At 59.4% G+C, this 23268-nt stretch carries 22 protein-coding genes; 12 read left to right on the forward strand and 10 right to left on the reverse strand.

Annotated elements, in window-relative coordinates:
• Positions 1-2: 2 nt before the first annotated feature.
• Genes paaD through paaK form a run of 8 tightly spaced genes read left to right on the forward strand, consistent with a single transcriptional unit; the run spans position 3 to position 7514 of the window.
• Positions 3-497: a 1,2-phenylacetyl-CoA epoxidase subunit PaaD gene (gene paaD, locus F3J26_RS05790; protein ID WP_166992188.1), complete on the forward strand. Its 495-nt coding sequence runs from the start codon at positions 3-5 to the stop codon at positions 495-497.
• 7 nt (positions 498-504) lie between these two features.
• Complete coding sequence (gene paaE, locus F3J26_RS05795) at positions 505-1572, forward strand: 1,2-phenylacetyl-CoA epoxidase subunit PaaE (RefSeq protein ID WP_166992191.1); 1068 nt, start codon at positions 505-507, stop codon at positions 1570-1572.
• The gene (gene paaF / locus F3J26_RS05800; protein ID WP_166992194.1) at positions 1572-2339 is read left to right on the forward strand and encodes a 2,3-dehydroadipyl-CoA hydratase PaaF; all 768 of its coding nucleotides are present in this window, start codon (positions 1572-1574) and stop codon (positions 2337-2339) included. Before paaE ends, paaF begins: the two co-directional genes overlap by 1 nt.
• Entirely contained in the window at positions 2339-3127 is a 789-nt protein-coding gene (gene paaG, locus F3J26_RS05805) for a 2-(1,2-epoxy-1,2-dihydrophenyl)acetyl-CoA isomerase PaaG (RefSeq protein WP_166992962.1), read from the forward strand. The genes paaF and paaG overlap by 1 nt, the downstream gene beginning before the upstream one ends.
• 2 nt (positions 3128-3129) lie before the next feature.
• On the forward strand, positions 3130-4554 hold the full coding sequence (locus F3J26_RS05810) for a 3-hydroxyacyl-CoA dehydrogenase NAD-binding domain-containing protein (RefSeq protein ID WP_166992197.1): 1425 nt from the start codon (positions 3130-3132) through the stop codon (positions 4552-4554).
• Entirely contained in the window at positions 4544-4969 is a 426-nt protein-coding gene (gene paaI, locus F3J26_RS05815; RefSeq protein ID WP_166992200.1) for a hydroxyphenylacetyl-CoA thioesterase PaaI, read from the forward strand. Before F3J26_RS05810 ends, paaI begins: the two co-directional genes overlap by 11 nt.
• Positions 4966-6174: a 3-oxoadipyl-CoA thiolase gene (gene pcaF, locus F3J26_RS05820; protein ID WP_166992203.1), complete on the forward strand. Its 1209-nt coding sequence runs from the start codon at positions 4966-4968 to the stop codon at positions 6172-6174. The genes paaI and pcaF overlap by 4 nt, the downstream gene beginning before the upstream one ends.
• Before the next feature lie 23 nt (positions 6175-6197).
• A complete protein-coding gene (paaK, locus tag F3J26_RS05825) occupies positions 6198-7514 on the forward strand; it encodes a phenylacetate--CoA ligase PaaK (protein ID WP_166873542.1) in 1317 nt (438 codons plus the stop codon).
• A gap of 69 nt (positions 7515-7583) precedes the next feature.
• Here paaK and F3J26_RS05830 read toward each other — a convergent pair whose 3' ends face one another.
• From F3J26_RS05830 to F3J26_RS05870, 9 genes are all read right to left on the reverse strand, one after another.
• Positions 7584-8675, reverse strand: a complete 1092-nt coding sequence (locus tag F3J26_RS05830; RefSeq protein WP_166992206.1) for an alkylhydroperoxidase domain protein — start codon at positions 8673-8675, stop codon at positions 7584-7586.
• Complete coding sequence (locus F3J26_RS05835) at positions 8672-9718, reverse strand: putative FMN-dependent luciferase-like monooxygenase (protein WP_166992209.1); 1047 nt, start codon at positions 9716-9718, stop codon at positions 8672-8674. The genes F3J26_RS05830 and F3J26_RS05835 overlap by 4 nt, the downstream gene beginning before the upstream one ends.
• A complete protein-coding gene (locus tag F3J26_RS05840) occupies positions 9715-11334 on the reverse strand; it encodes a dipeptide ABC transporter ATP-binding protein (protein ID WP_166992212.1) in 1620 nt (539 codons plus the stop codon). Before F3J26_RS05840 ends, F3J26_RS05835 begins: the two co-directional genes overlap by 4 nt.
• Positions 11331-12191: an ABC transporter permease subunit gene (locus tag F3J26_RS05845; RefSeq protein ID WP_166992215.1), complete on the reverse strand. Its 861-nt coding sequence runs from the start codon at positions 12189-12191 to the stop codon at positions 11331-11333. The genes F3J26_RS05840 and F3J26_RS05845 overlap by 4 nt, the downstream gene beginning before the upstream one ends.
• Complete coding sequence (locus tag F3J26_RS05850; protein WP_166992218.1) at positions 12188-13132, reverse strand: ABC transporter permease subunit; 945 nt, start codon at positions 13130-13132, stop codon at positions 12188-12190. The genes F3J26_RS05845 and F3J26_RS05850 overlap by 4 nt, the downstream gene beginning before the upstream one ends.
• Before the next feature lie 9 nt (positions 13133-13141).
• Positions 13142-14767, reverse strand: coding sequence for a TIGR04028 family ABC transporter substrate-binding protein (locus tag F3J26_RS05855; protein WP_166992221.1), 1626 nt, complete (start codon positions 14765-14767; stop codon positions 13142-13144).
• Between the two features lie 118 nt (positions 14768-14885).
• Positions 14886-15125: a DUF2554 family protein gene (locus F3J26_RS05860; protein WP_039302993.1), complete on the reverse strand. Its 240-nt coding sequence runs from the start codon at positions 15123-15125 to the stop codon at positions 14886-14888.
• 262 nt (positions 15126-15387) lie between these two features.
• Positions 15388-15711: an AzlD domain-containing protein gene (locus F3J26_RS05865; protein WP_008461429.1), complete on the reverse strand. Its 324-nt coding sequence runs from the start codon at positions 15709-15711 to the stop codon at positions 15388-15390.
• Positions 15711-16370, reverse strand: a complete 660-nt coding sequence (locus F3J26_RS05870) for an AzlC family ABC transporter permease (RefSeq protein ID WP_008461430.1) — start codon at positions 16368-16370, stop codon at positions 15711-15713. Before F3J26_RS05870 ends, F3J26_RS05865 begins: the two co-directional genes overlap by 1 nt.
• Positions 16371-16476: 106 nt before the next feature.
• On the opposite strand from F3J26_RS05870, the gene F3J26_RS05875 reads away from it, so the two are divergent.
• Entirely contained in the window at positions 16477-17025 is a 549-nt protein-coding gene (locus F3J26_RS05875; RefSeq protein WP_008461431.1) for a helix-turn-helix domain-containing protein, read from the forward strand.
• A 42-nt stretch (positions 17026-17067) separates the two neighbouring features.
• Here F3J26_RS05875 and F3J26_RS05880 read toward each other — a convergent pair whose 3' ends face one another.
• On the reverse strand, positions 17068-17397 hold the full coding sequence (locus F3J26_RS05880; protein WP_008461433.1) for an SMR family transporter: 330 nt from the start codon (positions 17395-17397) through the stop codon (positions 17068-17070).
• A gap of 316 nt (positions 17398-17713) precedes the next feature.
• Between F3J26_RS05880 and nfrB the strand changes: the two genes are divergently transcribed.
• Genes nfrB through F3J26_RS05895 form a run of 3 tightly spaced genes read left to right on the forward strand, consistent with a single transcriptional unit; the run spans position 17714 to position 23234 of the window.
• Positions 17714-19939 (forward strand): cyclic di-3',5'-guanylate-activated glycosyltransferase NfrB, encoded by a 2226-nt coding sequence (nfrB, locus tag F3J26_RS05885; RefSeq protein ID WP_166992224.1) that lies wholly within the window; start codon positions 17714-17716, stop codon positions 19937-19939.
• Complete coding sequence (locus F3J26_RS05890; RefSeq protein ID WP_166992227.1) at positions 19936-22320, forward strand: NfrA family protein; 2385 nt, start codon at positions 19936-19938, stop codon at positions 22318-22320. Before nfrB ends, F3J26_RS05890 begins: the two co-directional genes overlap by 4 nt.
• Complete coding sequence (locus F3J26_RS05895) at positions 22320-23234, forward strand: DUF4434 domain-containing protein (protein WP_166992230.1); 915 nt, start codon at positions 22320-22322, stop codon at positions 23232-23234. Before F3J26_RS05890 ends, F3J26_RS05895 begins: the two co-directional genes overlap by 1 nt.
• Positions 23235-23268 lie beyond the last annotated feature (34 nt).

The following is a 23268-nucleotide window of genomic DNA, read 5'->3' on the forward strand; positions in this document are numbered from 1 at the left end:
GGATGCAAACCGCCACGCTTCAGCCCGCTGCCGTCCGCGATGTCTGGCGTCTGCTGAGTGAAATCAGTGACCCGGAAATCCCGGTGCTGACCATCACCGACCTCGGGATGGTGCGCAGCGTCGAGCACCGCCCGGACGGCTGGCATATCGGTTTTACGCCAACCTATTCCGGCTGCCCGGCCACTGAATTTTTGCTGGCCGCAATCCGGGAAGCCCTGGAAGGCGCAAAGCTGAGTCCGGTGCACATCAGGCAGGTTTTGCATCCCGCCTGGACGACGGACTGGATGTCGCCGGAGGCTAAAACCCGGCTGCGCGAATACGGCATCAGCCCGCCGCAGGGACATGCCTGCCACGCGACGGTCGCCGCCCAGGTGACTTGCCCACGCTGCGGGAGCGAACACACGTCGCTCATCAGTGAATTCGGCTCCACGGCCTGTAAAGCGCTTTACCGCTGCGACAGCTGCCGGGAACCCTTTGATTACTTTAAATGTATTTGAGGATGCCATGACAACGTTTCATTCCCTGAAAGTGGCACGCATCGAACCCGAAACCGCAGAGGCGGTAGCGATTACCTTTGCGGTGCCGGACGCGCTGCGCGGGCAGTACCGCTTTCGTCCAGGGCAGCATTTGACGCTGAAAGCCCGACTGGGCGGGGAAGAGCTGCGCCGCTGCTACTCTATTTGCCGCTCTGAGGATCCCGGCGAAATCTGCGTGGCGGTAAAAGCCATTGAAGGCGGCCGCTTTTCACAATATGCGGTCAGCGATTTAACCGCCGGGATGTCGCTCGAGGTGATGGTGCCGCAGGGAACGTTTGGCTACCAGCCGGAAGCGGAAACTCGCGGCAACTATCTGGCACTCGCCGTCGGCTCCGGCATCACGCCGATGCTGGCCATTATCGGCGCCACGCTCGCCACCGAGCCAGAAAGCAGCGTGACCCTGGTTTACGGCAACCGCAGCAGCGCCAGCATGATGTTCCGCCAGGCGCTGGCCGACCTGAAAGATCGCTACCCGCAGCGCCTGCAGCTGATTTACCTGTTCAGTCAGGAAAGGTCGGACAGCGACCTGCTCAGCGGCCGGCTGGACGGCGAAAAACTGAAGCAGCTTGGCGACCACCTATTGGACGTCAAAGGCTTTGACCGCACGTTTATCTGCGGCCCGCAAAGCATGATGCAGGCCACCGAAACCGCGCTGAAAGAGATGGGCGTCGCGCCTCAGGATATCTACCTCGAACATTTCAACACGCCGGGCATTGCGCCGGGTGCCCGTTCCCGCGCTCAGGCTGCGGGTAAAACCGTCATCCTGCGCCAGGACGGCGTAGATCGCCAGATTACCCTGACCGCCGGGGACGAAAGCATTCTCGACGCGGCCCTGCGCCAGGGCGCGGATCTGCCGTATGCCTGCAAAGGCGGCGTCTGCGCCACCTGCCGCTGCAAGGTGCTGCAGGGCGAAGTGGAAATGGGCGTCAACTACAGCCTGGAGCCGGATCAGCTGGCCGCAGGCTACGTCCTGAGCTGCCAGGCGCTGCCGAAGGGCGACGACGTGGTGCTCGACTTTGACGCGCAGGGGGTGTGATGGGCGAACTTCTTAGCCAGCAAAACGGCCGGGTGTTAACCCTGACGCTGAACCGCCCGCAGGCGCGGAACGCGCTCAACAACGCGCTGCTGACGTTGATTGCCGAAGCGCTCGAAGCTGCGCAGCAGGACGCCGCCATTGGTGCCGTCGTCATTACCGGCAGCGAACGTTTTTTTGCTGCCGGAGCCGATCTCAAAGAGATGGCCAGCCGGGATATGCCCGCCACGCTCAACGACCCCCGGCCACAGCTTTGGGCTCGTCTCGAGCGTTTCCCTAAACCCCTGATCGCTGCCGTGAACGGCTATGCGCTCGGGGCTGGCTGCGAGCTGGCGCTGCTGAGCGACATCATCGTGGCCGGGGATAATGCGCGCTTCGGCCTGCCGGAAATCACGCTGGGGATTATGCCCGGCGCGGGCGGCACGCAGCGGCTTATTCGTAGCGTAGGCAAAGCGCTGGCTTACCGCATGGTGCTGAGCGGCGAAGCTATCGACGCGGATCGGGCTTTACGTGCCGGGCTGGTCGCCGAAGTGCATCCCGCAGCCCTAACGCTGGAATACGCCCAGAAGCTTGCCGCCGGTATTGCCCGTCATGCGCCGCTGGCGCTGCAGGCCGCCAAAAATGCGCTTCAACAGGCACAGAACACGGGCCTGAGCCAGGGGCTGCTGCAGGAACGCCAGCTGTTTACGCTGCTCGCCGCCACCGAAGATCGTCGGGAAGGCCTCGCCGCTTTCCTGGAAAAACGACCTGCTGAATTCAAAGGACGTTAATCATGAGTTTTATTGTCAGCGATGTGCAAAACGGGGTGATGACCCTGACCCTCAACCGCCCGGAGCGGCTGAACAGCTTCAACGACGAAATGCATCGCCAACTGGCGGAAGTTCTCACCCAGGCCGAGCGGGACGAAACCATCCGCTGCCTGCTAATCACTGGCGCAGGGCGCGGCTTCTGTGCCGGGCAGGATCTCAACGACCGCAACGTTGACCCAAGCGGTGACGCCCCGGACCTCGGCTACTCGGTTGAAACGTTTTATAACCCTCTGCTGCGCCGCCTGGCGAAATTGCCAAAGCCGGTGATTGCGGCGGTTAACGGCGTGGCGGCGGGAGCCGGGGCTACGCTGGCGCTGGGCTGCGACATGGTTATCGCCGCGCGTTCAGCAAAATTTATTATGTCTTTCAGCAAGCTGGGGCTGGTGCCCGACTGCGGCGGCACCTGGTTCTTGCCTCGCCTGACCGGGCGGGCGCGTGCCATGGGGCTGGCGTTACTTGGCGACACGCTAACCGCCGGGCAGGCGCACGACTGGGGCATGATTTGGCAGGTCGTGGACGACGAACAGCTCAGCGATACCGCCCGCCAGCTGGCCCAGCACTTTGCCACCCAGCCGACCTTTGGCCTGGGGCTTATCAAGCAGGCGCTTTACGCCTCGGAAACCAACACCCTGGACGCCCAGCTCGACCTGGAGCGCGACTATCAGCGCCTGGCTGGCCGCAGCGAAGATTACCGCGAAGGGGTGTCTGCTTTTCTGGCGAAGCGCCCGGCCACCTTTAAGGGGAAATAAGTATGTTAACTCCTGAGGCCGTGATTGCGGTGATTGGCAGCGGCACCATGGGCGCAGGTATTGCCCAGGTGGCGGCCAGCGCGGGTCATCCGGTGTGGCTGTACGACATTCAGCCCGGCGCAGCAAAGCGTGCGATAGACGGCATTGATACCGTACTCAGCGCCCGCGTAGCCAAAGGCAAACTTGACGAGGCGCTCCGTCAGTCAACGCTTGCCCGGCTGCATCCGGCGGAAACGCTGGCTGATTTGGCTCAGGCCGCGCTGGTGATTGAGGCCGCCGCCGAACAAATTGACGTCAAGCAGGCCATCTTCCGCGATTTAGCGGCGGTCTGCGGGGCTGATACCGTCTTTGCCAGCAATACCTCATCCATTTCTATCACCGCCATCGCCAGCGGCATCAGCCACCCGGCGCGCGTGGTCGGACTGCATTTCTTTAACCCTGCGCCGGTGATGAAACTGGTCGAAGTGGTCAGCGGCCTGGAAACCTCGTCGGAGATTGCCGAGCGGCTTTGCGAGCTGGCTCTGCGCTGGGGTAAACAGCCGGTGCGCTGCCATTCCACGCCGGGCTTTATCGTTAACCGCGTGGCTCGGCCTTTTTATGCTGAAGCCTGGCGCGCGCTGGAGGAGCAGGTTGCCCCGGCGGCGGCTATTGATGCCGCGTTACGCGACGGGGCGGGCTTCCCGATGGGGCCGCTGGCGTTAACGGATCTGATAGGTCAGGACGTCAACTTCGCCGTCACCTGCTCGGTGTTTAACGCCTTTTGGCAGGAGCGTCGTTTCCTGCCTTCTCTCGCCCAGCAGGAACTGGTGCTTGGCAAGCGGCTGGGCAAGAAAACCGGGCAGGGCGTCTACCGCTGGCCGCTTGAGGCGAAACCGGCATATCAGCCTCAAGTGCCTGCCGAACTGGCGGCTAAACAGGTCACGCAGGTCGGCAAAACTCTTGAAATCGACGGCATCGCCGTTGCCATAACCAGCGGTATTACGGCCACCGCCATGTCGGCCGAGCTGAAACGCCCGGTAGTGCTGCGGGACAGACTCGCCGAGTCTTCGCTGGAAGTGTTAGCGCCGTCGGCTTCGGTCACGCCTCAGCAGTTGGCGCAGGTCACCCATTACTTCCAGCAGCAGGGTAAACAGGTGCTGGTGATCGGTGACTACCCTGGCATGCTGGCCTGGCGCACCGTGGCGATGCTCGCCAACGAAGCGCTGGATGCGCTGCAGAAAGGCGTGGCTGCGGAAGCCGACATCGATACCGCCATGCAGCTCGGCGTGAACTATCCGCACGGGCCGCTGGCCTGGGGAGCCCGCCTGGGCTGGCAAAACATTCTGACGCTGCTGGAAAATCTGCAGCGCCATTACGGAGAAGAGCGCTACCGCCCGACCTCTTTACTGCGCCAGCGAGCGCTGCTGGAGAACCAACATGAGCACTAACGCCTGGGATAACGCCCGCGTGATGTACGCGCGGGACAACTGCGCCAGACAGATGGGCATTGAAGTGGTTGAGATGGGCGACGGTTTTGCTCTGCTCACCATGACCATCACTGAGGCCATGCTTAACGGGCACCAGACCTGCCACGGCGGGCAGTTGTTTACGCTCGCCGACACCGCTTTTGCCTACGCCTGCAACAGCCAGGGGCTGGCGGCGGTGGCCTCCGGCTGCAGCATTGAATTTCTGCGTCCCGGCAAGGCGGGGGACCGGCTTAAAGCGGTGGCTAGGGTGCGCCAGCAGGGGCGGCAGACGGGCGTCTACGATATCGAGATCAGTAATCAGGACGAGAAGACGCTGGCGCTGTTTCGCGGCCGCGCCCATCGCATCGGGACGACGGTTTCAGGAGAAAAATTATGAGTCAGGCTTTTATTTGCGATGGGGTACGCACCCCGATTGGCCGCTACGGCGGCGCGCTTGCGAGCGTGCGCGCGGATGACCTGGCCGCGCTGCCGCTAAAAGCGCTATTGGCACGCTATCCCACTCTCGACTGGAGCGCCGTAGACGACGTGATTTTTGGCTGCGCGAACCAGGCCGGGGAGGATAACCGCGACGTGGCACGCATGGCGACGCTGCTGGCCGGTTTACCACAGACTGTGCCGGGCACCACGATCAACCGCCTGTGCGGCTCCGGGCTGGATGCCGTGGGCTTTGCGGCTCGCGCCATCAAAGCAGGTGACGCTCAGCTCATGCTGGCAGGTGGGGTGGAATCCATGTCTCGGGCACCGTTTGTGATGGCCAAAGCCAGCTCGCCGTTCCAGCGTCAGGCCGAGATGTTTGACACCACCCTTGGCTGGCGTTTTGTGAACCCGCTCATGGCAGCGCAATTTGGTACTGACAGCATGCCGGAAACGGCAGAGAATGTAGCGGAATTGTTAAAAATAAGCCGTGAAGACCAGGACCGGTTTGCGTTTCGCAGCCAGCAGCGTACCGCTCTCGCGCAGCAGACAGGCATTCTGGCTGAAGAGATTGTGCCGGTCACGCTAAGCGGTCGCAAAGGCGCGGTGACGGAAGTAAGGGAAGACGAGCACCCGCGGGCGGAAACCACGCTTGAACAGCTGGCGGCGCTAAAAACGCCGTTCCGCGCGAACGGCGTCGTGACGGCGGGCAATGCTTCCGGCGTGAACGACGGGGCGGCAGCGCTGCTTATCGCCAGCGAAGCTGCCGCGCTGCAGCACGGCCTGGCGCCTAAGGCGCGCATAGTCGCGATGGCGACGGCGGGCGTGGAGCCTCGCCTGATGGGGCTGGGGCCGGTGCCTGCGGTACGTAAAGTGCTGGAGATGACCGGATTAAGCATCCACGACATGGATCTGATTGAACTCAATGAAGCCTTCGCCGCGCAGGCGCTCGGCGTGCTTCGCCAACTGGGGCTTCCGGATGATGCCCCGCATGTGAATCCTAACGGCGGCGCGATTGCCCTGGGACACCCGCTGGGGATGAGCGGTGCCAGACTGGCGTTAACGGCCAGCCTGGAGCTGCACCGGCGCGGCGGGCGGTATGCCCTTTGCACTATGTGTATCGGTGTGGGTCAGGGCATTGCCCTGGTCCTTGAGCGTGTGAGCTAGTCAAACCTGCGAGTACCCTAATAATGATAACCTCTGAAACCAAGCTGGAACCGATTGAAACCGCATCGCTGGATGAGCTTCAGGCCCTGCAGACGCAGCGCCTGAAATGGACGCTGAATCACGCCTACAGCAACGTCCCGATGTATAAGCGCAAATTTGACGCCGTGGGCGTGCACCCTGACGATTTTAAAGAGCTGAAAGACATTCGCCTGTTCCCGTGCACCACCAAGCAGGATCTGCGCGATAACTATCCTTTTGACACGTTCGCCGTGCCGATGGAGCAGGTCGTTCGCATTCATGCCTCCTCCGGCACCACGGGCAAACCTACCGTTGTGGGCTACACCCAAAACGACATTGATACCTGGGCTAACCTTGTGGCGCGTTCGCTGCGTGCCGCAGGCGGAACGCCAAAAGATAAAATTCACGTCTCCTACGGCTACGGGTTGTTTACCGGCGGGCTGGGAGCGCACTACGGCGCAGAGCGCCTCGGGGCGACAGTGATCCCGATGTCCGGCGGCCAGACGGAAAAACAGGCGCAGCTGATCCGTGATTTTAAACCGGACATGATCATGGTCACGCCGTCCTGGTGCCTGAACCTGATTGAAGAGCTGGAACGGCAGATGGGCGGCGACGCCAGCGGCTGCTCACTCCGCGTCGGGGTCTTTGGTGCGGAGCCGTGGACCAAAGCGATGCGGGCGGAAATTGAACGTCGCTTGGGCATTACCGCGCTGGATATCTACGGTCTGTCGGAAGTGATGGGGCCGGGCGTGGCAATGGAATGCCTGGAATCCCGGGATGGCCCGACGATTTGGGAAGACCATTTCTACCCGGAAATCGTTGACCCGCAGAGCGGTGTCCCGCTGGACGACGGCGAGCACGGCGAACTGCTGTTCACCACGCTGACCAAAGAGGCGCTGCCGGTGATCCGCTACCGTACCCGCGATTTAACGCGCCTGCTGCCGGGCAGCGCTCGTACCATGCGCCGAATGGATCAGATAACCGGCCGTTCAGACGATATGCTGATTATCCGGGGCGTGAATGTGTTCCCGTCCCAGTTGGAAGAAGAGATCCTGAAATTCCAGCACCTGGCACCGCATTATCAGCTGGAGGTGCATCGTCGCGGGCACCTGGATACCCTGGCGATCAAGGTGGAACTGAAGGAAAGCAGCCTGTATCTCAGCCACGAACAGCGCTGCGCGGTTTGCCATGAGCTGCGCCACCGCATTAAGTCGATGGTGGGGATTTCAACGGATATCACCATTGTGAACTGCGGCAGCCTGCCGCGTTCAGAAGGAAAAGCTATCCGGGTGTGCGATCTTCGTCAGGCGGCGAATCATTAATCATCCGTGACGGTTTCACTTAAGCGTGCCGGTGGATCATAATTCCCCGGCACGTTTGCCTGCCTGCAATCAGTTAAACGGCTCGCCCAGGGTCAGCATCAGACGGTTGGCCCATGCGAAAAAGGCCGTGGACTGCACCAAATCCAACAACTCAAGCTCGCTTAATCCCAGTTCCCTCAGGGCATGTATCTGTTGCGCATTGGCGCTTGCCGGAGTGGCGGATAATGCCGCCGAAAAGTTAATTTCCGCCTGCCAGCGAGGGGATTGCCCGTCGCTCAGCGTCCCGCCAGGTTCGATGGCCAGTAGACGTTCAATCGCTTCATTATGTTTTGACAGCTGGCTGGCCTTGCGGGCGTGCACGGAGGCGCAGTAAATGCAGCCGTTGATCTTGCTGGCAACCGTGGCGGCAAGTTCGCGCTCGGCGCGGGGCAAACCGCCCGGCGTATAGAAAATGCCTTTATCGGTGAGCGTGCGCTGTTCCAGTACCGGCAGATTGCGGCCCAGCAGGCGGAAATAATCCGAGTCCTGGTGCCCAAAACGTTTCAGGGTTTCCTGCTCTTCCGGGGCGAATTCCGCGTAAGGCAGGGCGGCTATCCAGGGTTCCCAGTTAAGCTCGGCCTGGGTAAACGTCACCGGGGCGGATTTGCCGCTGGCGGTTAACGGCTGGCGGTGCCACTCGCCGGCGGCAGGAATGCGAACCTGTTCGCCGTTTGTCTGTTGGCCTCCAATCAGGCGCAGGCCGCGCAGCAGTCGGCTCTGGAAGGCCACAAAGCCAATAATTTGTGACAGTGTCACCACTTCTTCTTCGCTAAAGCCTGCCTGAATCAGCGTCTGGACGTCCTGCGGGCCTGCCTGCACCGGCTGGAAACTCAGTCTTTCGGCATGATCGAGCCAGGCGCTAAAGCGTTCGCTGGCGGGTTGGCCAGCCAGACGCTGGGCGTAATGGTCCGTGAGCCGGGCATCGTCGTGCCAGTCCGCCACTCGCCTCGCGAGATGCAGCCTTTCTGGCAGGCTCAGGCCACTTGAACTGGCCTCACCGAAAAGTGCCTCATAGCTGCCCTGCGCGTGGGCTGTGGCGGCCTCGCGGATTTCCCGCGCTTCCGCAAGCGCGGTGCCGGGAATAACGCCCGCCAGATGATTGAGCAAATCCGAATGACTCATAATGACTCCTTAGACAATGACGAGGTAGAGGTTGGGCGGGCGCTGCTGCGAACCCAGCCGAGCGCCGGGGCAACCTGCTGCGCCAGCAGTTCAATAGACCGCAAAATGTAGGCATGCGGCGGATCGATGGAGTGCACCTGGAACGAAAGGTCGGTCACGCGCTGGAGCGTGCTGTCGCGTGTCAGCGAGGCAATGACCTGCTGCGGCGTCCCCAGATGAACGTCAAACGAGGCAATATGGCTATCCAGCGTCTCGCCCAATACCGGATGCCCCTGCGCCCGGTGCTGCTCAGCCTGCTGGCGCAGCCCTTTGGCCGCTAGCTGCCTTGCCAGCTCGCCGTCGTCGGTGACAAACCCGGTTCTGGAGCCAAGGATGCGAGGCTCAACGCCCTCGGGTAAGGCGTCCAGATAGGCATCGATGATCGGGTTTTGTATCTCATCCAGCGGGGTATCCAGCGCGTCAGCCGGGCGAGGCTGAGTGCGGGAAAGCATCAGCCCGTCGCCCGCTTTTCCTGCCCGCGCGCCGCCGTCAACGGAAAAAGTTGCCTGCCAGATGCGGTTTTTTAGCTGCGGGGAGGCCGGGTAAAGATGGTTATCCGTGCCCGCCAGCGGCTCGTCGTTCAGGGCTGAGCGCAGCAATGAGAGGTTGTCGGCGTAAATTTTGCCCCTTTCCGCGCTTTGTAACCCAAATGCCGGAAAGGAGCCCGGTGTGCCGCCGGAGCCGACGCCAAGTTCAAAGCGCCCGCCGCTCAGCAGATCCAGGACAACTGCGTCTTCGGCCACGCGCAGCGCGGATTCCATCGGCAGGGTAATAATCCCTGTGCCAAGGCGGATGCGTCGGGTATGGGCCGCCACGTGGCTGAGAAACACCAGCGGGGCGGGAAGGCCGCCTTCGGCTTCATGGAAGTGATGCTGCGCCACCCAGGCGGCATCAAAACCCTGCCATTCGGCGTGAATAATTTGTTCCGTTGCCAGCCGGTAGCGTTCGGCTGCCGGGGCATGGTCAAGCAGGCGGGTAAAAAAGCCCAGTCGTTTAATGGTCATGCAACGTCCTTATGGCCAAAGCCAATATCGGGAATAGCGTTCAGCAACTGCCATGTGTAATCGCTGGCCGGGGCGTTAAATACGTCGGCAATCGGGCCGTTATCCACCAGTTCTCCGGCGCGTAGCACCGAAACGCTGTAGGCCAGCTGGCGCACGGTGGCGAGGTCGTGGGAGATAAACAGGTAAGTCAGGCCGAGCTGCTGCTGCAGGTCGTCAAGCAGGCGCAGAATTTGTGCCTGTACCGTGACATCCAGCGCAGAGGTGGCCTCATCCAGCACCAGAATTTGTGGCTCAAGAATCAGCGCGCGGGCTATAGCCACGCGCTGCCGCTGCCCGCCGGAAAGCTCACGAGGTTTGCGGGTCAACGCCTCCAGCGGGAGCGCCACGCGTTCGGTAATCGCCTCTACTTTGGCGCGCCGCTCGGCCTTCGACAGCTTGCCGAAGTTAAGCAGCGGCTCCTCGATGATACGAAAGAGCGTCTGGCTCGGGTCGAGTGAGGCAAAGGGGTTCTGGTACACCAGCTGAATTTTCTGCCGGAGCTGACGGCGCGCTTCCGGGCTGAGATCGGTGGTGTCGATGCCGTCGATCAGCACTTGCCCGCTGTCCAGCTTCTGGAAGCCAAGCAGAATGCGCGCCAGCGTGGATTTACCTGAGCCTGACTCGCCAACCAGCGCGTGGGTGGTGCCTTTGGCTACGGTAAATGACACGTTGTCCAGAGCCCGGAGCGTCTGGTCACTGCCTTTCCCCAGGGAGAAGTGCTGGCTTAGGTTACGGATTTCGATGGCCGCCGTTTGCGGGGCGCGTGAAGGCCAGGCTCGCAGCGTGCGCGACAGCCCTGGCGCATCGGCAAACAGCTGGCGCGTATAGGAGTTTTTAGGCTGTCGAACGACGTCATTCGTGGGGCCAGCCTCCTGGATTCGCCCGTCGCGGAACACCAGAATGTGGTCGGAACGCTGGGCGGCCAGCGCCAGGTCGTGTGTCACAAACAGTACAGCCGTACCGGACTCGCGCCGCAGAGTATCCAACAAATCAAGAATGCGTTTCTGCACCGTAACGTCCAGCGCGCTGGTCGGCTCATCAGCGATAATCAGCGCGGGTTTCAGGGCGATAGCCATGGCGATCAGCACCCGCTGCTTCATCCCGCCGGAAAGCTGGTGCGGATATTGCCCCGCGCGCTGCGCCGGGTGACTCAAGCCCACTTTTTCTAGCAGGGCCACAACCTGGCTTTCCCGCTCGGCTTTAGGCAACCGCGTGTGAAGTTTCAGTACCTCGGCCACCTGTTCGCCGATGGTTTTTACCGGATTCAGGGAACTGCCAGGATCCTGCGGGATCAGGCTGATGCTGGCTCCGCGCAGGGCATCAAGCTGGCGTTCAGACCAGCGGCTGATGGCTTCCCCGTTGAGCTGAATTTCACCGGATTCAATTACGCCATTGTCGCCCAGCAGCCCAATAATCGACTGGGCGAGGGTGGTTTTCCCTGAGCCGGATTCGCCCACAATCGCCAGCACCTCGCCAGCGTTCAGGCTAAAGGAGGCGTTATGCACCACGCGTTTTTTACCGCCGCGCTGGCGCCAGGCGATGCTGAGGTCGGTGATTTTTAGCAGCGGTGTATTCATGACGATCTCCGGGCAAAAGGGTGGCTAAGACGATTGACGGCAAGCACGACGGCCACGACAACCATGCCGGGGAAGGTGGAAAGCCACCAGGCCGTTGCCAGATAGTTCCTACCTTCGGCAATCAACAGGCCCCATTCCGGCGTCGGCGGCGGCGTGCCATAACCCAGAAAACTCAGCGTAGACAGCGCCAGAATGGCGGAGCCGAACTGCAGCGCGGCAAAGGCCAACACGGAGGTCAAAGCATTCGGCAAAATATGGCGCCACAGCACCTGTAGGAATGTGCCACCGCTGCCGACCGCAGCCTCGACGTAATCGCTGTGGCGAATGCGAACCACTTCTGCACGGGCCAGGCGGGTAAAGTTCGCAATAGACGTCACGCCCACGGCAATAGCGGCGTTCACGGTGCCAAAACCAAGCAGAATAATCACGCTGAGCGACAGCAGCAGACCGGGGATCGCCAGCAGCACATCCACGCCTCGCATGAGCGCGTGTTCCGTTTTGCCGCCGGTTGCCCCGGCCAGGACGCCAAGTGCAGTACCGACCACCAGCCCGAGCGCTACCGCGACCAGCGCGCCGGAGAGCGAATGCGATGCGCCCCAGACGATTCGCGCGTAGAGATCGCGGCCAAGCTGATCGGTGCCCAGCCAGTGTCCGGCCTGAGGTGCAAGACGCTGCGCGCCCGGGACGCCTTCGGTTGGGCTCCACTGAGTGAATAGCGCCGGGAACAGCGCCCAAAGTGCGACAATAATCAGCGTTAACCAGGCTAGCCAAAGACCGGGCTGAACGTTAGCGCGCAGGCCCGAAAAGCGGCTTACCGCACGGCGCGGCAGCGGAGTATTAATATCAACGGTCGTCATGCGGTGACTCCCCGAATAGATTTAAGGCGCGGATCGAGCAGGGGATAAAGCACATCCACCAGCAGATTAATGACCACGAAGCTCAGGGCGGAGATCATCACCACCGCCTGCAGCACGGCGACATCCTGATTGTTCACCGCCCGCTGCGTCAGCTGGCCCAGGCCGTTAAGGCCAAAGACGGTTTCGGTGATAAGCGCCCCGGCAATCAGCTCGCCCAGCAGCAAACCGGCCACGGTCAGCACCGGCAACAGGGCGTTGCGGGCCACGTGCCGCCACAGTACCCCGGCGCGGCTGCCGCCTTTTGCCCTGGCAACGGCGACGTACGGCTGGGTCAGCACCTGGTCGATATTTCGCATCAGCAGCTGTGCCAGCGGGGCGCTAATGGGCACCGCAAGCGTGGCGACCGGCAAAATCAGCCCCTGCCAGAAACCGGGATTGATCACCGGAATCAGCCGCCACTGGAAGGAAAACAGCTGAATGAGCGCAATGCCGAGCCAAAACGTCGGGACGGCAATGAACAGCGCCGGAAGGTTGGCAAAGAGCGTTCTCAGCCAGCGAAGCGGGGCCAGCGTAGAGGCCGCTGAAATGCCCACGGCAAGAATAATCGCGGCGGCAAAACCCAGCCCGGCTAGCCGCAGCGTCGAAGGAAGGTTGGCGGCAATCAGCTGGCTGACGGACACTCCAGCCTCGATGGAGTAGCCAAACTCACCGCGCAGCATATGGACGAGCGTCGTCAAATATTGCTGCCAGAGCGGGGTGCTTTCGCCATAGATCACCCGCATCTCCTGAATTTGCTCGGCGCTCAGGCCGAGATCCGGGTTCTGGAATTTGATCAGGACGGCATCGCCCGGCAAGAGCTGCAGAAGAATGAACGACACGCTATAGGCCGCCCACAGTACCAGCAACGCCTGGGCTATGCGCCCGGCCAGATAACGTGTCATGGTTGCCCCTTAGTGTTTTTCAAGCCAGGCGGCGTAAAACGACGGGCGTCCGACCGCTTCAAACGCCACGCCTTTCAGCCACGGTGCACCGGCAAAGACCTGCGGCTCTTCAAAGATCGGGATGACGTAGGCCTGGTCGATAAGGTAGCGCTGGGCATCGCCCGCCAGCGCCAGGCGCTTCTGCGGATCCACTTCGGAAGAGATCCCCACCAGCAGGGCGTTCAGCTTGTCGTCGGTAAACTGGGAGGCGGCGCTGAGGCCGCCTTTTTGCAGCAGGGCATCGCGGTTGGCCGGATGGAACTGGCTTTTGATCACGTCCGGGTCAGCGCGACCTACTTCGATGACGTTAACCCCGGTTTTATGCGGATCGTTGGTATCCAGCACCCGGCTACCGGCATCCCCGGCGCGCACGCTCAGGCCCACGCCGATTTGCTTCCACTGCTGGGCAACCAGCTGTAGCACTTCTTTGTTCTGCGGCTGCGGCAGGGATTCGTAAATGGTCAGCGCCAGCGGCTTGCCGTCTTTCTGGCGAACGCCGTTGCTGCCTTTTTTCCATCCGGCTTCATCAAGCAGTTTATTTGCCAGCGCCGGGTCATATTTCAGCTTGTCGCGCAGGTCAACATAGCCCGCTGCGGTGCTGGCGATCACCGACGTAGCAACCGGATAGTTGGCGGAAAACAGGGTGTCGACAACCTGCTGAGCGTTGGTGCCGTGCAGCAGCGCCTGGCGAACTTTGACGTCAGCGACCAGCGGGTTATCCGGGCGCAGCGCTATGCCGTCGTTCACGCCTCGGGTTGGGGCGGCGTAAAGGGGGAACTTCTGATCGGTGGCCTGTTTTTCGTCATAGGCCTGCACCTGGCGAATAAAGTCTGCCTGGCCCGCCAGCAGCGCGCCGATGCGCACGCTGTCCTCCGGCGTCACCAGAATCTTAATGCCGTCGAGGTTAGCTGGCCCTTGCTGCGGGCTGTTTTTCGGCCCCCATTGGTAGTCTTTCCGCGCGACCAGATCGACTTCCCGGCCCAGGGTTTCGTTTTGCACCACGAACGGGCCGGAACCGATGATATTGCGGGCATCGCCCAGTTCGTCAAAGGTGCGCGACAGCGTTTTCAGGGAAACCAGGCCGGAGCCGATGGTTGCCGTGCCCTGTAAAAAGCCCGGCGACGGTTTTTTGAAGAAAAATTTGACGGTCAGCGGGTCAACAACCTCGCTATGGTCGTAGTTGTTGATCACCTCAGATACCGGCAGGCGCAGGGCTTTGTTGCCGAGGCCGTAGGTATCAAAGTTTTTGGCCACGGCATTGGCATCCAGAGGGGTGCCGTCGGAGAAAGTCACGCCAGGGCGCAGCTTGAAGGTGTATTCGGTTTTGTCGGCATTGCTGGTCCAGGATTCGGCGATCCACGGTTCCACTTCCAGCGTTTTGGGGTTTTGCCAGGTCAGTTTGTCGGTAATTTGGTTCAGGATGCCGCCGTTCGGGTAAAAGCCCCCGGCCGGAGGATAAAGGTTAGTGTGAGCCTGTTGTTCCAGGTAGACCAATTCCCCGCCTTTTACCGGGGCGGCGCTGGGGCTGAAAGCAGCAAAGGCTGCTGCTAATGCCAGACCGCGAGCGATCGTATTCTGGCGAGGCGATGATGGCATGGTGTTATCCTTTATTGTCTGATTGTTAGCGGCGCACGCAGCGCCTTGAAACCCATAACAACTCAGGCAATAAAGGATGAGAACGAAGAAAAATTACTAACGATTGTTGAAAATCGACTTAACGTAAATAGGTGGCTGGCCGTCTGTGGGTGACCGCATGATGGTGTTCGCGAAAATCATCAGCGGAATCTTCTGCCGCCTGGCGCAGTTCGTCGCTGTCTGCCTGGTGGCTAAGCTGAATGTCCATATCTTTCACCACGAAGTATTCATGTCCGTGACGTTCAGCCATGGTCTGGCCGGAGAAGAGTGCGGTAACAATTAATAACAGGATAATGTTGAGCGGTTGTTTTATTGCCATCTTGCCACGCCTCGTGGGTGTTTTTTCTTGAGCCATTGTTGTTTGTGCCCCTCACCCTAACCCCAGAGGGGAGAGGGTTAGGGTGAGGGGCAGCGTCAGCACGCAACCTGGCTACTCTAGCGATAATCCCCGTGCGAAACTATTCGGCGAATCAAAAGTGATTTAAAGGTTTGTCAGCAAGGTAAAAACGGGCAAGGAAGGCGTTTTGTTGCGCTGCGGTTAAGGCGGAATATGCGAAGGGCCGCGCAAAAGCGGCAGCCCATCAGTGAAGACCGGCGAGGCGCAGGAGCGCGGTAACCAGCGCCGCGGCGATAATGACAAAAATCAATGGCACTTTGCGCCAGGCAAGGAATACGGCCACGGCAACGCCTGCAAACCTGGCGTATCCGGCGAAGTGCGCACCTTCGAAAAAGGTGGTTGCCAGCGCCACCGAAAACAGCAGGGTCGTTGCCCCGTCGTTAAGCAGCTTTTGCGAGCGTTCGGAAAGCGCCAGCTTGCTGCCGAGCTTTGCGCCACTGAAGCGCATCAGCCATGTTCCTGCGGAAAGCACGGCCAGGCCGGCAAGCACGGTGAATGTATTGGTCATTATTTTTTCCTCGCCAGCAGGCCCAGCATTGAAAGCAGTACCGGCAGGCCAACGGGGGCGAAAGGCGTGGCGGCAAGTGAAATGGCGGCCCCGGTTGAGGCGCGAACCAGGGTTGTACGGCTTTTAAACGCCGGGATCACCAGCGCCAGCAGGATAGCCGGGAATACAGCATCCAGCCCGATAACCTCCGGCGAGGGAAGCAGGCTGCCTACGCCTGCGCCAAGCAGCGTTCCTGCGGGCCAGAAGATCGCGACGCCAGCCCCGCAGAGCCAGTAGGCGGCTTTGCGTTTTTCAGGCGTGGCCTGGGACAGCCCGAACACCACGCTTTCGTCGTTCATGATATGGCAGCCCAACAGGCTTAGCAGGCGTGTGCCCACCAGTTCCCGCACGGCGACGCCAAACGGAATATGTCTGGCGTTGACCAGCAGACCGGCCATCGCGGCGGCAAAAGGATTCCCGCCGCTGGCAATAATACCGATAAACATAAATTCGGATGCCCCCGCCAGCACAACAAAAGAGGCCAGAACCGGCAGCCAGAGTGGGAACCCGTAGGCCATCGCCAGCGAGCCGTAGGAGACGCCCACGACGCCGACGGCCAGGCAGACCAGAAATATCGCTTTTTTGGTGTCTCCGGGCAGGGTACGGAGATGTTCTCGCATCATCTTATGTTTTCCATATCGAACGAAATCGCCATTATAATGACCGCAATCTGTTACCATATCAAGCGAACGAATCGTTCATTTTAACGAACAGTGGGGGAGTTTTATGACCCAGCCAATAGACACCATCGCAAAAAGTTTGGTGCGTGAACGTGGGCGGACGGGGCTGTCGCTGGCGGAAGTCGCCCGCAGGGCCGGGATTGCGAAATCCACGCTTTCACAGCTGGAAGCCGGGAACGGTAATCCTAGCCTGGAGACGCTCTGGGCGCTGTGCGTGGCGTTAAATATTCCGTTCGCCACGCTGCTGGAGCCGCAAAGCGCCCGGACGCAGATTATTCGCCGGGGTGAGGGCAGCCGCATTGCCGCCGAACAGGCTAATTATGTCGCTATTTTGCTGGCAACCTGTCCGCCAGGCGTGCGTCGGGATATCTATCTGGTCGAAGCGCAGCCCGGCACGCCAAGGCTTTCAGAGCCGCATCCACCGGGTTCGGTGGAGCATATGATTGTGACGCAGGGGCGGGCTCTGGTCGGCCTGACGGAGTCTGCCGCAGAGCTGGGCGTCGGGGACTATATTTGCTACCCGGCAGATCAGCCGCATATTTTCCGGGCGCTGGAGCCGGACACGATGGCCATTATGGTGGCCGAGCAAAATTAACAGACCCGGGCTGCCGTGATAAGACAGCCCGGACGGCGCTCGTTAATGTGCAACGGATTTAGAAAAGAGGTTAATAACCAGCACACCGAGTATAATCAGCGCCATCCCTGCCAGGGCAGGCCAGTCGAGTTTTTGCCCGAGGAAAAGCCAGCCAATCATACCAATGAGCACGATGCCGGCGCCGGACCAGATGGCATAAATGATCCCGGTTGGGATAGTGCGCATGGTAATAGATAGCGCGTAAAATGCGACAGCATAAAAAAGAATCGTGACGACGCTTGGCCACAGACGGCTGAAACCATCGGAAAGTTTTAACGCGGTGGTAGCAATCACTTCGGCAACGATTGCGAGAATAAGCCAGCTGTAGGTCATGTCGGTGTATCCAGTGAGAGACGGCGGTTGCGGAGCGCTATTCTGACCTGGTGCCGTATTTTTCGAAAGACGGCCAGGTAAAAAGTCGAACGCATCCTGATGAATGTTTATGAACTGTTTAATTTGTTAATTAAAGAATCTTGCGCTGGTTATATGGTTAATGAGCAGTGTCTTTAATGTTGAGGAAAGAAAATAGCAAAACATTATCCTTTGTAAGATTTTTCTTATCAACTATGATACCGGTAACATTTGAGGCTGACCGTATGCCTGCGATGTCGTGTAGTGTCGTTAACGATAAATAACCTCGGGGTGAGGCATGGACTGGTTAGTAGACTATTTTTCTACTTATCTGTATGGGTTGAAGGTCATAGCGATTGGGTTGGCGATTCTGATGCTTATCAGCGGAATCGACGATCTGTTTATTGATATTGTGTTCTGGTTCCGCCGCCTTTGGCGCGCCTGTACCGTTTATCGTCGGCATAATCATTTAGGCTATAAGCAGCTGTATGAACCACAGGAAAAGCCGCTTGCTATCATGGTGCCGGCCTGGAATGAAACCGGCGTTATTGGCAATATGGCGAGCCTTGCGGCAAGCACGCTCGACTACGAGAATTACCATATTTTTGTCGGTACCTACCCCAACGATCCTGACACGCAGCGCGACGTCGATGAGGTGTGTGCCCGTTTCCCTAACGTGCACAAAGTGGTTTGCGCCCGCCCAGGCCCAACCAGTAAAGCCGACTGCCTGAATAATATCCTTGATGCGATTTTGCAGTTTGAGCGTAACGCCCGGTTCTCCTTTTCAGGGTTTATTCTGCACGATGCAGAGGATGTTATTTCCCCGATGGAGCTGCGGCTGTTCAACTACCTCGTTGACCGTAAAGATCTGATTCAGATCCCGGTTTACCCCTTCGAGCGCCGCTGGACCCATTTCACCAGCCTGAGCTATCTCGACGAGTTCTCCGAGCTCCACGGCAAGGATGTCCCGGTGCGTGAGGCGCTGGCAGGCCAGGTGCCAAGCGCTGGCGTCGGCACCTGCTTCAGCCGCCGCGCGGTGCTGGCGCTGCTTGCTGATGGTGACGGTATCGCCTTTGATGTGCAAAGTCTGACCGAAGACTATGACATCGGTTTCCGCCTGCGGCAAAAAGGGATGGAGGAGATATTCTGTCGCTTCCCGGTGGTGGATGACACCGATCGTTCCGCAAGGCCGTTCGGCCAGCGTAAACGCACCGCAAAAGTGATCTGCGTGCGCGAATATTTCCCGGATACGTATACGACTGCGGTGCGCCAAAAGTCCCGCTGGATTATTGGTATCGTTTTTCAGGGATTTAAGACGCATCGCTGGAGCAATAACTGGGTACTTAACTACTTCCTGTGGCGCGACCGGAAAGGCGCTGTGGCTAACTTCCTGAGTTTTGCCGCCATGCTGGTGATGCTGCAGCTGGTGGCGCTGTTAATTTATCAGCGCAGCGTAGAAGGCGCCTGGCAGTTCCTGTCGATCTTTGTCGGTGGCGCATGGCTCAGCACTCTGCTGTGGATAAACTTTTTCCTGATGGCCAACCGAATTTTACAGCGAATTATCTTCGTCACCGGTTACTACGGCTTAGGGCAGGGACTGATGTCCATTCCACGCCTGTTCTGGGGCAACTTAATCAACTTTATGGCCAACTGGCGTGCAATTCGTCAGGTGATCCAGCATGGTGATCCGAGGCGCGTTGCCTGGGATAAAACAACCCATGACTTCCCGACAGTCAATACCCGCAACCGTGCTCTTCGTCCGCTGGGTGAAATTCTGGTCAGCCAGGGCGTTATCAGCGAAGAGCAACTGATGGAAGCGCTGCAAAACAGAGTACCTGGCCTCAAACTTGGGGGGAGCCTCGTTAATCGCGGGGTGATTACGGCCCAACAGCTAGCGAATGCTCTGGCGGAACAGGCAAGCGTGCCGATGGAAATCATCGACAGCCGTCGTTTAGATGAGGCGCTGGTTAAATCGGTGCCGGCAAATGTGGCGCTGCACTACGCGGTGCTTCCGCTACGCGAGGAGCAGGGAACGCTGATTTTTGCCAGCGAAAGTGCCATTGATCCCGTCTCTCTTGCTGCGCTGGGGCGCAAAGTTCAGCGTCCAGTAAGTTACGTTATCGTGCCGCGAGGTGAAGTTGTGGTGGGGCTACGTCGCTGGTATCTCCAGTCTGAAAACGACCCGTCGGAACTGCTCTCCAGAGCGGTCAATGCGGAAATGTTAACTTCGGATCAGGCCGAGGCTATCTGGCAGGAATATGTCTCCGGGCAAATATTGTTTGCCGAAGTGCTGATTACGGAAAGTCACCTGGATGAGGCTGTACTGAAAGCGGTACTGCTGCGCTATGAGCGCAGTGAAATGCAGTTTGGTGATTTCCTGGTGCAGGAACAAGTTGTCGACCAACACGCGGTCGATCGTGCGCTGGAACAGCAAAAAATACTCCAGCCTTCTTTAAATGGGCTGATGCATAAAGCCGGGTTGAGCAGCCTGCAAATCTCCAGCCTTGCAGGAGAAATAGCATGAAGTTCAGCCTTAAACCGTTAGCTATTTTGACATGCGGCCTGATGATCGCCGGGTATTCCCTGGCGGCCACCGAAGGTTCGAAAGAGGATCTGGGGTTAAGCGGTTACCGCTACTTCAAGGTGTATCCACACATTGAGCGCGCGCAAAAGGCGCTGAAAGCCAACGATGAGCAGCGTGCCATCAGCAGTTTTCAGCACGCCCGCGAGCTGGCCCCGGATAGCGTCCGACTGACGCTCTGGCTTGCCGAAGCGTATCGCCATTTTCACCATGACGATAAAGCGGCTGCGCTGCTGAATGAGCAACTACGCAAAACGCCCGACAACGCGCAGGTCCGTCGGGCGCGGGACGCTATTCCCCTTCCAGCTAAAAATGTGACAACGCGTGAGCAACTGCTGGCGTTTAACGACGAATGTAACGCTTCTCCTTCCGTGGTATGCCGCGCCGAAGTGGGTAACTTTGCCGTTAAGCTTGGGGCGTTGGATATCGCGCTGCAGCAGTTTAACGACGATGCGTTTCGCACCTCGCCTGCGGGGCACACGTTGATTAACAACCTGACTCAGCGCGCTATTTACCTGCAGGAGTGGCAAACAGCCGATCGCGGCTTTGCCCTGCAGGACAGGCTGGCGACGCTGAGTGAAGAGCAGTATCAGCAGTGGTTTGCCATCCTGCTTCATCTTGGGCGCGATCGCCGTATTCTGGATCTCCAGCAGCAGGGCGTCATGAACACGCCGGGTATGCAGCTGGCCTACGCGCAGTCCCTGGCGGAGCGCAAGAAACATCCCGAACTGGAAAATTACCTGTCCAGCCACAAGCCTGCCTTTGATACGGACAGTGAGAAACATAACTGGCGCTATCTGATGGTGACGTGGGGCGGGCTGAAGCTACCAGAGGCAACGCTGCCGGTTGTGAAGCCAAAACCGCTTTCCGCCGCTGAAATTCGTATGGCGCAGGCGCGCGTGCTTAAAGACCAGTGCGATAAAGTTATCACCATCCTGGGCGACATGTCGCCGCAGTACGATGCGCAGAGCTGGTCGCACCTCGCGGAATGCTACCAGCAAACCTCGCCGGGAATGGCGCTGTATGCCGCCCAGCAGGCTCAATCCCGCGATGCTAATCCTTACTACGCGCGGCAGGTGGCTTATCTGGCGTTTGCCGTAGAAGACTACGCGCTGGCGCAAAGTAGCCTGCGGAGCGTGCCGGTTAAAACGCTTAGCGATGAAGACATCCGTGCCGCAGCGCGCAGCGCCTGGCTGGCGAAAGACAGCGCCGCGCTTGACTACTGGCGACAGGTGGCCTGGCAGCGAGCCATGCCGGAGCTGAACTTTGAGACCCCGCCGGAGCAGGATCACGCCACGCGCGGTTTTGCGCTGTTTAAAGCGGGAGATATGCCCGGCGCGCGCAGCGAGCTGGAGCAAGCGTTGCAAACCATGCCTGACTCGCCGGAAATCCTGCGACAGATGGTTTATATCAACCAGCGGCTGGATGACAAGCCGCAAACCAAACGCTACAGCGAACGCGTTGTGGATGGTATCGACAACACGCTGACCCCGTCCAAAGGCTTAACCAACGCGCAGCAAAAAGAGCGGTTCGCCTTCCGCCGCGTGCACGAAGATAGCCAGCGGCGCTGGACGTTCTCCTTTGACAGTTCGCTGGGCCTGACTTCCGCCTCTAAAAATGAAGCGGGCGCAGGCGGCGGCGTCTCACGAGATAAAAGCAACCGTAGTTATGGCCAGGCTGAAGCTGAATACCGCATTGGTCAGAATCAAATTCTGGATGGCGATCAGCTTTCGGTTTATACCCGACTGTTTGGCGGCAGCGCAGGGCACAGCAATATCGCGCCTATCTATCAGCCGATGGTGGGAATGGGCGTTCGCTGGAAGCCATTGCGTGAGCAGGTTATTTATCTGGCGGTGGAGCAGCAGCTTCCTCTCGATAAGGCGGACGATGCCCGGACGGATATGATGCTGCGAGCCAGCGCTTCGTTCCTGAACGGCGGGGAGTACAGCGATGACTGGCACCCGCTGGGTAAAGGCTGGTTTGCGCAGAACCTCTATCTGGACGCGGCGCATTTCGTGAAATACGACTATCAGCTGTACACGGCCGATTACCGACAAAGCTGGCACCACAAGGTTTCGGCGCGGCACACGATCGAACCTTACTGGCATGTGCAGTACAACAACCAGACGCGGCATTCACGCAGTATGGATAACAGGCTCGGCGGCGTAGGCGTTCGCTATAACACCTGGTTTGGCGAAACACATTATGATGCTTATCCCCACAAGGCGAGCGTGGGGCTGGAATACCAGCGGGTATTCGACGGCCGCAACCGCGATATAGACTCCAAAAACAGTCTGTTCCTTACCATAGGAGTGCGTTGGTAATGAAATTTACTCCGGCATTAACGCTGGCGGCCGCGCTGTTTTGCCCGGCGTCTGCCTTTGCCATTAACGCGGTAATGTATCAGCCCCAGCTGCGTGATATGTCGATGACCGACCAGCAATGGACCACGATGCTGGCGCAGCTGAAGCAACAGGGCATTGATACTCTGGTCTTTCAGTGGAGCCGCTATGGGGACGCCTTCGCCGGCGGGGAGTCGCAACACTGGCTGGAGGGCAAGGCTCGCCTGGTAAAAAACAGCGGGTTGAAGCTGGTGCTGGGCCTGGCCGCGGACGATAAATTCTTCGAACGGCAAAATCAGCCGCTCACTGCGCTTGAAAGTTATTTTAACCTGCTGCGCGCCCAGGACGTGGCGGTTGCCACGCGCTGGACACAGGTGCTCGGGGCTGAAAACATTGCGGGCTGGTACATCAGCAGCGAGCTGGACGACCGCCGCTGGCGAAGCCCGGATATGCAGCAGGCCGCGCTGGCATGGCTGACAAAAACCCATGAGTCTCTCGCCTTGGTGGCCGATAAACCGGTTGCCGTCAGCAGCTTCTTTGCCGGCAATATGTCGCCGGATGGCTACCAAAAATGGGTGACGACCCTGAGCCACAGCGGGGTGAAAATCTGGGTGCAGGACGGGGCCGGGACGGGCGTGTTAACGCCAGCTGCGCGAGCGCTGTACCGGCAAACGCAAAGCAGCGGTGAGGTGATCGAACTCTTCCGTCAGGATAAAAATACCGCTCACTTTAGCGCCGAGCCTGTTTCTACTGCCGAGCAGAAGCGCTTAATGTCTGTCAAACCCGCAGCGGGGCAGGACAGAGTGTATTTTTCGCTGCGTTATTTAGAGGTTGCCGCTGGAATATTACAATATCGTAATGTGCCGCAGGCCAGCGTGAAAACAGAAGTGAAATAAAAATGAATGACGGCCCTGTTTTAGGGCCGTCTGG

This window comes from Enterobacter sp. Ap-867, from assembly GCF_011752855.1.
Taxonomy (GTDB): Bacteria; Pseudomonadota; Gammaproteobacteria; order Enterobacterales; family Enterobacteriaceae; genus Cedecea.

Coding starts and splice junctions, on each gene's coding strand:
- paaI (WP_166992200.1), top strand. CDS start 4,544: ATGAGCACTAACGCCTGGGATAACGCCCGCGTGATGTACGCGCGGGAC.
- F3J26_RS05830 (WP_166992206.1), bottom strand. CDS start 8,675: ATGAGTCATTCGGATTTGCTCAATCATCTGGCGGGCGTTATTCCCGGC.
- F3J26_RS05880 (WP_008461433.1), bottom strand. CDS start 17,397: ATGACCTACAGCTGGCTTATTCTCGCAATCGTTGCCGAAGTGATTGCT.
- F3J26_RS05850 (WP_166992218.1), bottom strand. CDS start 13,132: ATGACACGTTATCTGGCCGGGCGCATAGCCCAGGCGTTGCTGGTACTG.
- F3J26_RS05860 (WP_039302993.1), bottom strand. CDS start 15,125: ATGGCAATAAAACAACCGCTCAACATTATCCTGTTATTAATTGTTACC.
- F3J26_RS05865 (WP_008461429.1), bottom strand. CDS start 15,711: ATGACCAATACATTCACCGTGCTTGCCGGCCTGGCCGTGCTTTCCGCA.
- paaE (WP_166992191.1), top strand. CDS start 505: ATGACAACGTTTCATTCCCTGAAAGTGGCACGCATCGAACCCGAAACC.
- F3J26_RS05895 (WP_166992230.1), top strand. CDS start 22,320: ATGAAATTTACTCCGGCATTAACGCTGGCGGCCGCGCTGTTTTGCCCG.
- F3J26_RS05890 (WP_166992227.1), top strand. CDS start 19,936: ATGAAGTTCAGCCTTAAACCGTTAGCTATTTTGACATGCGGCCTGATG.
- paaF (WP_166992194.1), top strand. CDS start 1,572: ATGGGCGAACTTCTTAGCCAGCAAAACGGCCGGGTGTTAACCCTGACG.
- paaK (WP_166873542.1), top strand. CDS start 6,198: ATGATAACCTCTGAAACCAAGCTGGAACCGATTGAAACCGCATCGCTG.
- pcaF (WP_166992203.1), top strand. CDS start 4,966: ATGAGTCAGGCTTTTATTTGCGATGGGGTACGCACCCCGATTGGCCGC.
- F3J26_RS05855 (WP_166992221.1), bottom strand. CDS start 14,767: ATGCCATCATCGCCTCGCCAGAATACGATCGCTCGCGGTCTGGCATTA.
- nfrB (WP_166992224.1), top strand. CDS start 17,714: ATGGACTGGTTAGTAGACTATTTTTCTACTTATCTGTATGGGTTGAAG.
- F3J26_RS05835 (WP_166992209.1), bottom strand. CDS start 9,718: ATGACCATTAAACGACTGGGCTTTTTTACCCGCCTGCTTGACCATGCC.
- paaD (WP_166992188.1), top strand. CDS start 3: ATGCAAACCGCCACGCTTCAGCCCGCTGCCGTCCGCGATGTCTGGCGT.
- F3J26_RS05870 (WP_008461430.1), bottom strand. CDS start 16,370: ATGCGAGAACATCTCCGTACCCTGCCCGGAGACACCAAAAAAGCGATA.
- F3J26_RS05845 (WP_166992215.1), bottom strand. CDS start 12,191: ATGACGACCGTTGATATTAATACTCCGCTGCCGCGCCGTGCGGTAAGC.
- F3J26_RS05840 (WP_166992212.1), bottom strand. CDS start 11,334: ATGAATACACCGCTGCTAAAAATCACCGACCTCAGCATCGCCTGGCGC.
- F3J26_RS05875 (WP_008461431.1), top strand. CDS start 16,477: ATGACCCAGCCAATAGACACCATCGCAAAAAGTTTGGTGCGTGAACGT.
- F3J26_RS05810 (WP_166992197.1), top strand. CDS start 3,130: ATGTTAACTCCTGAGGCCGTGATTGCGGTGATTGGCAGCGGCACCATG.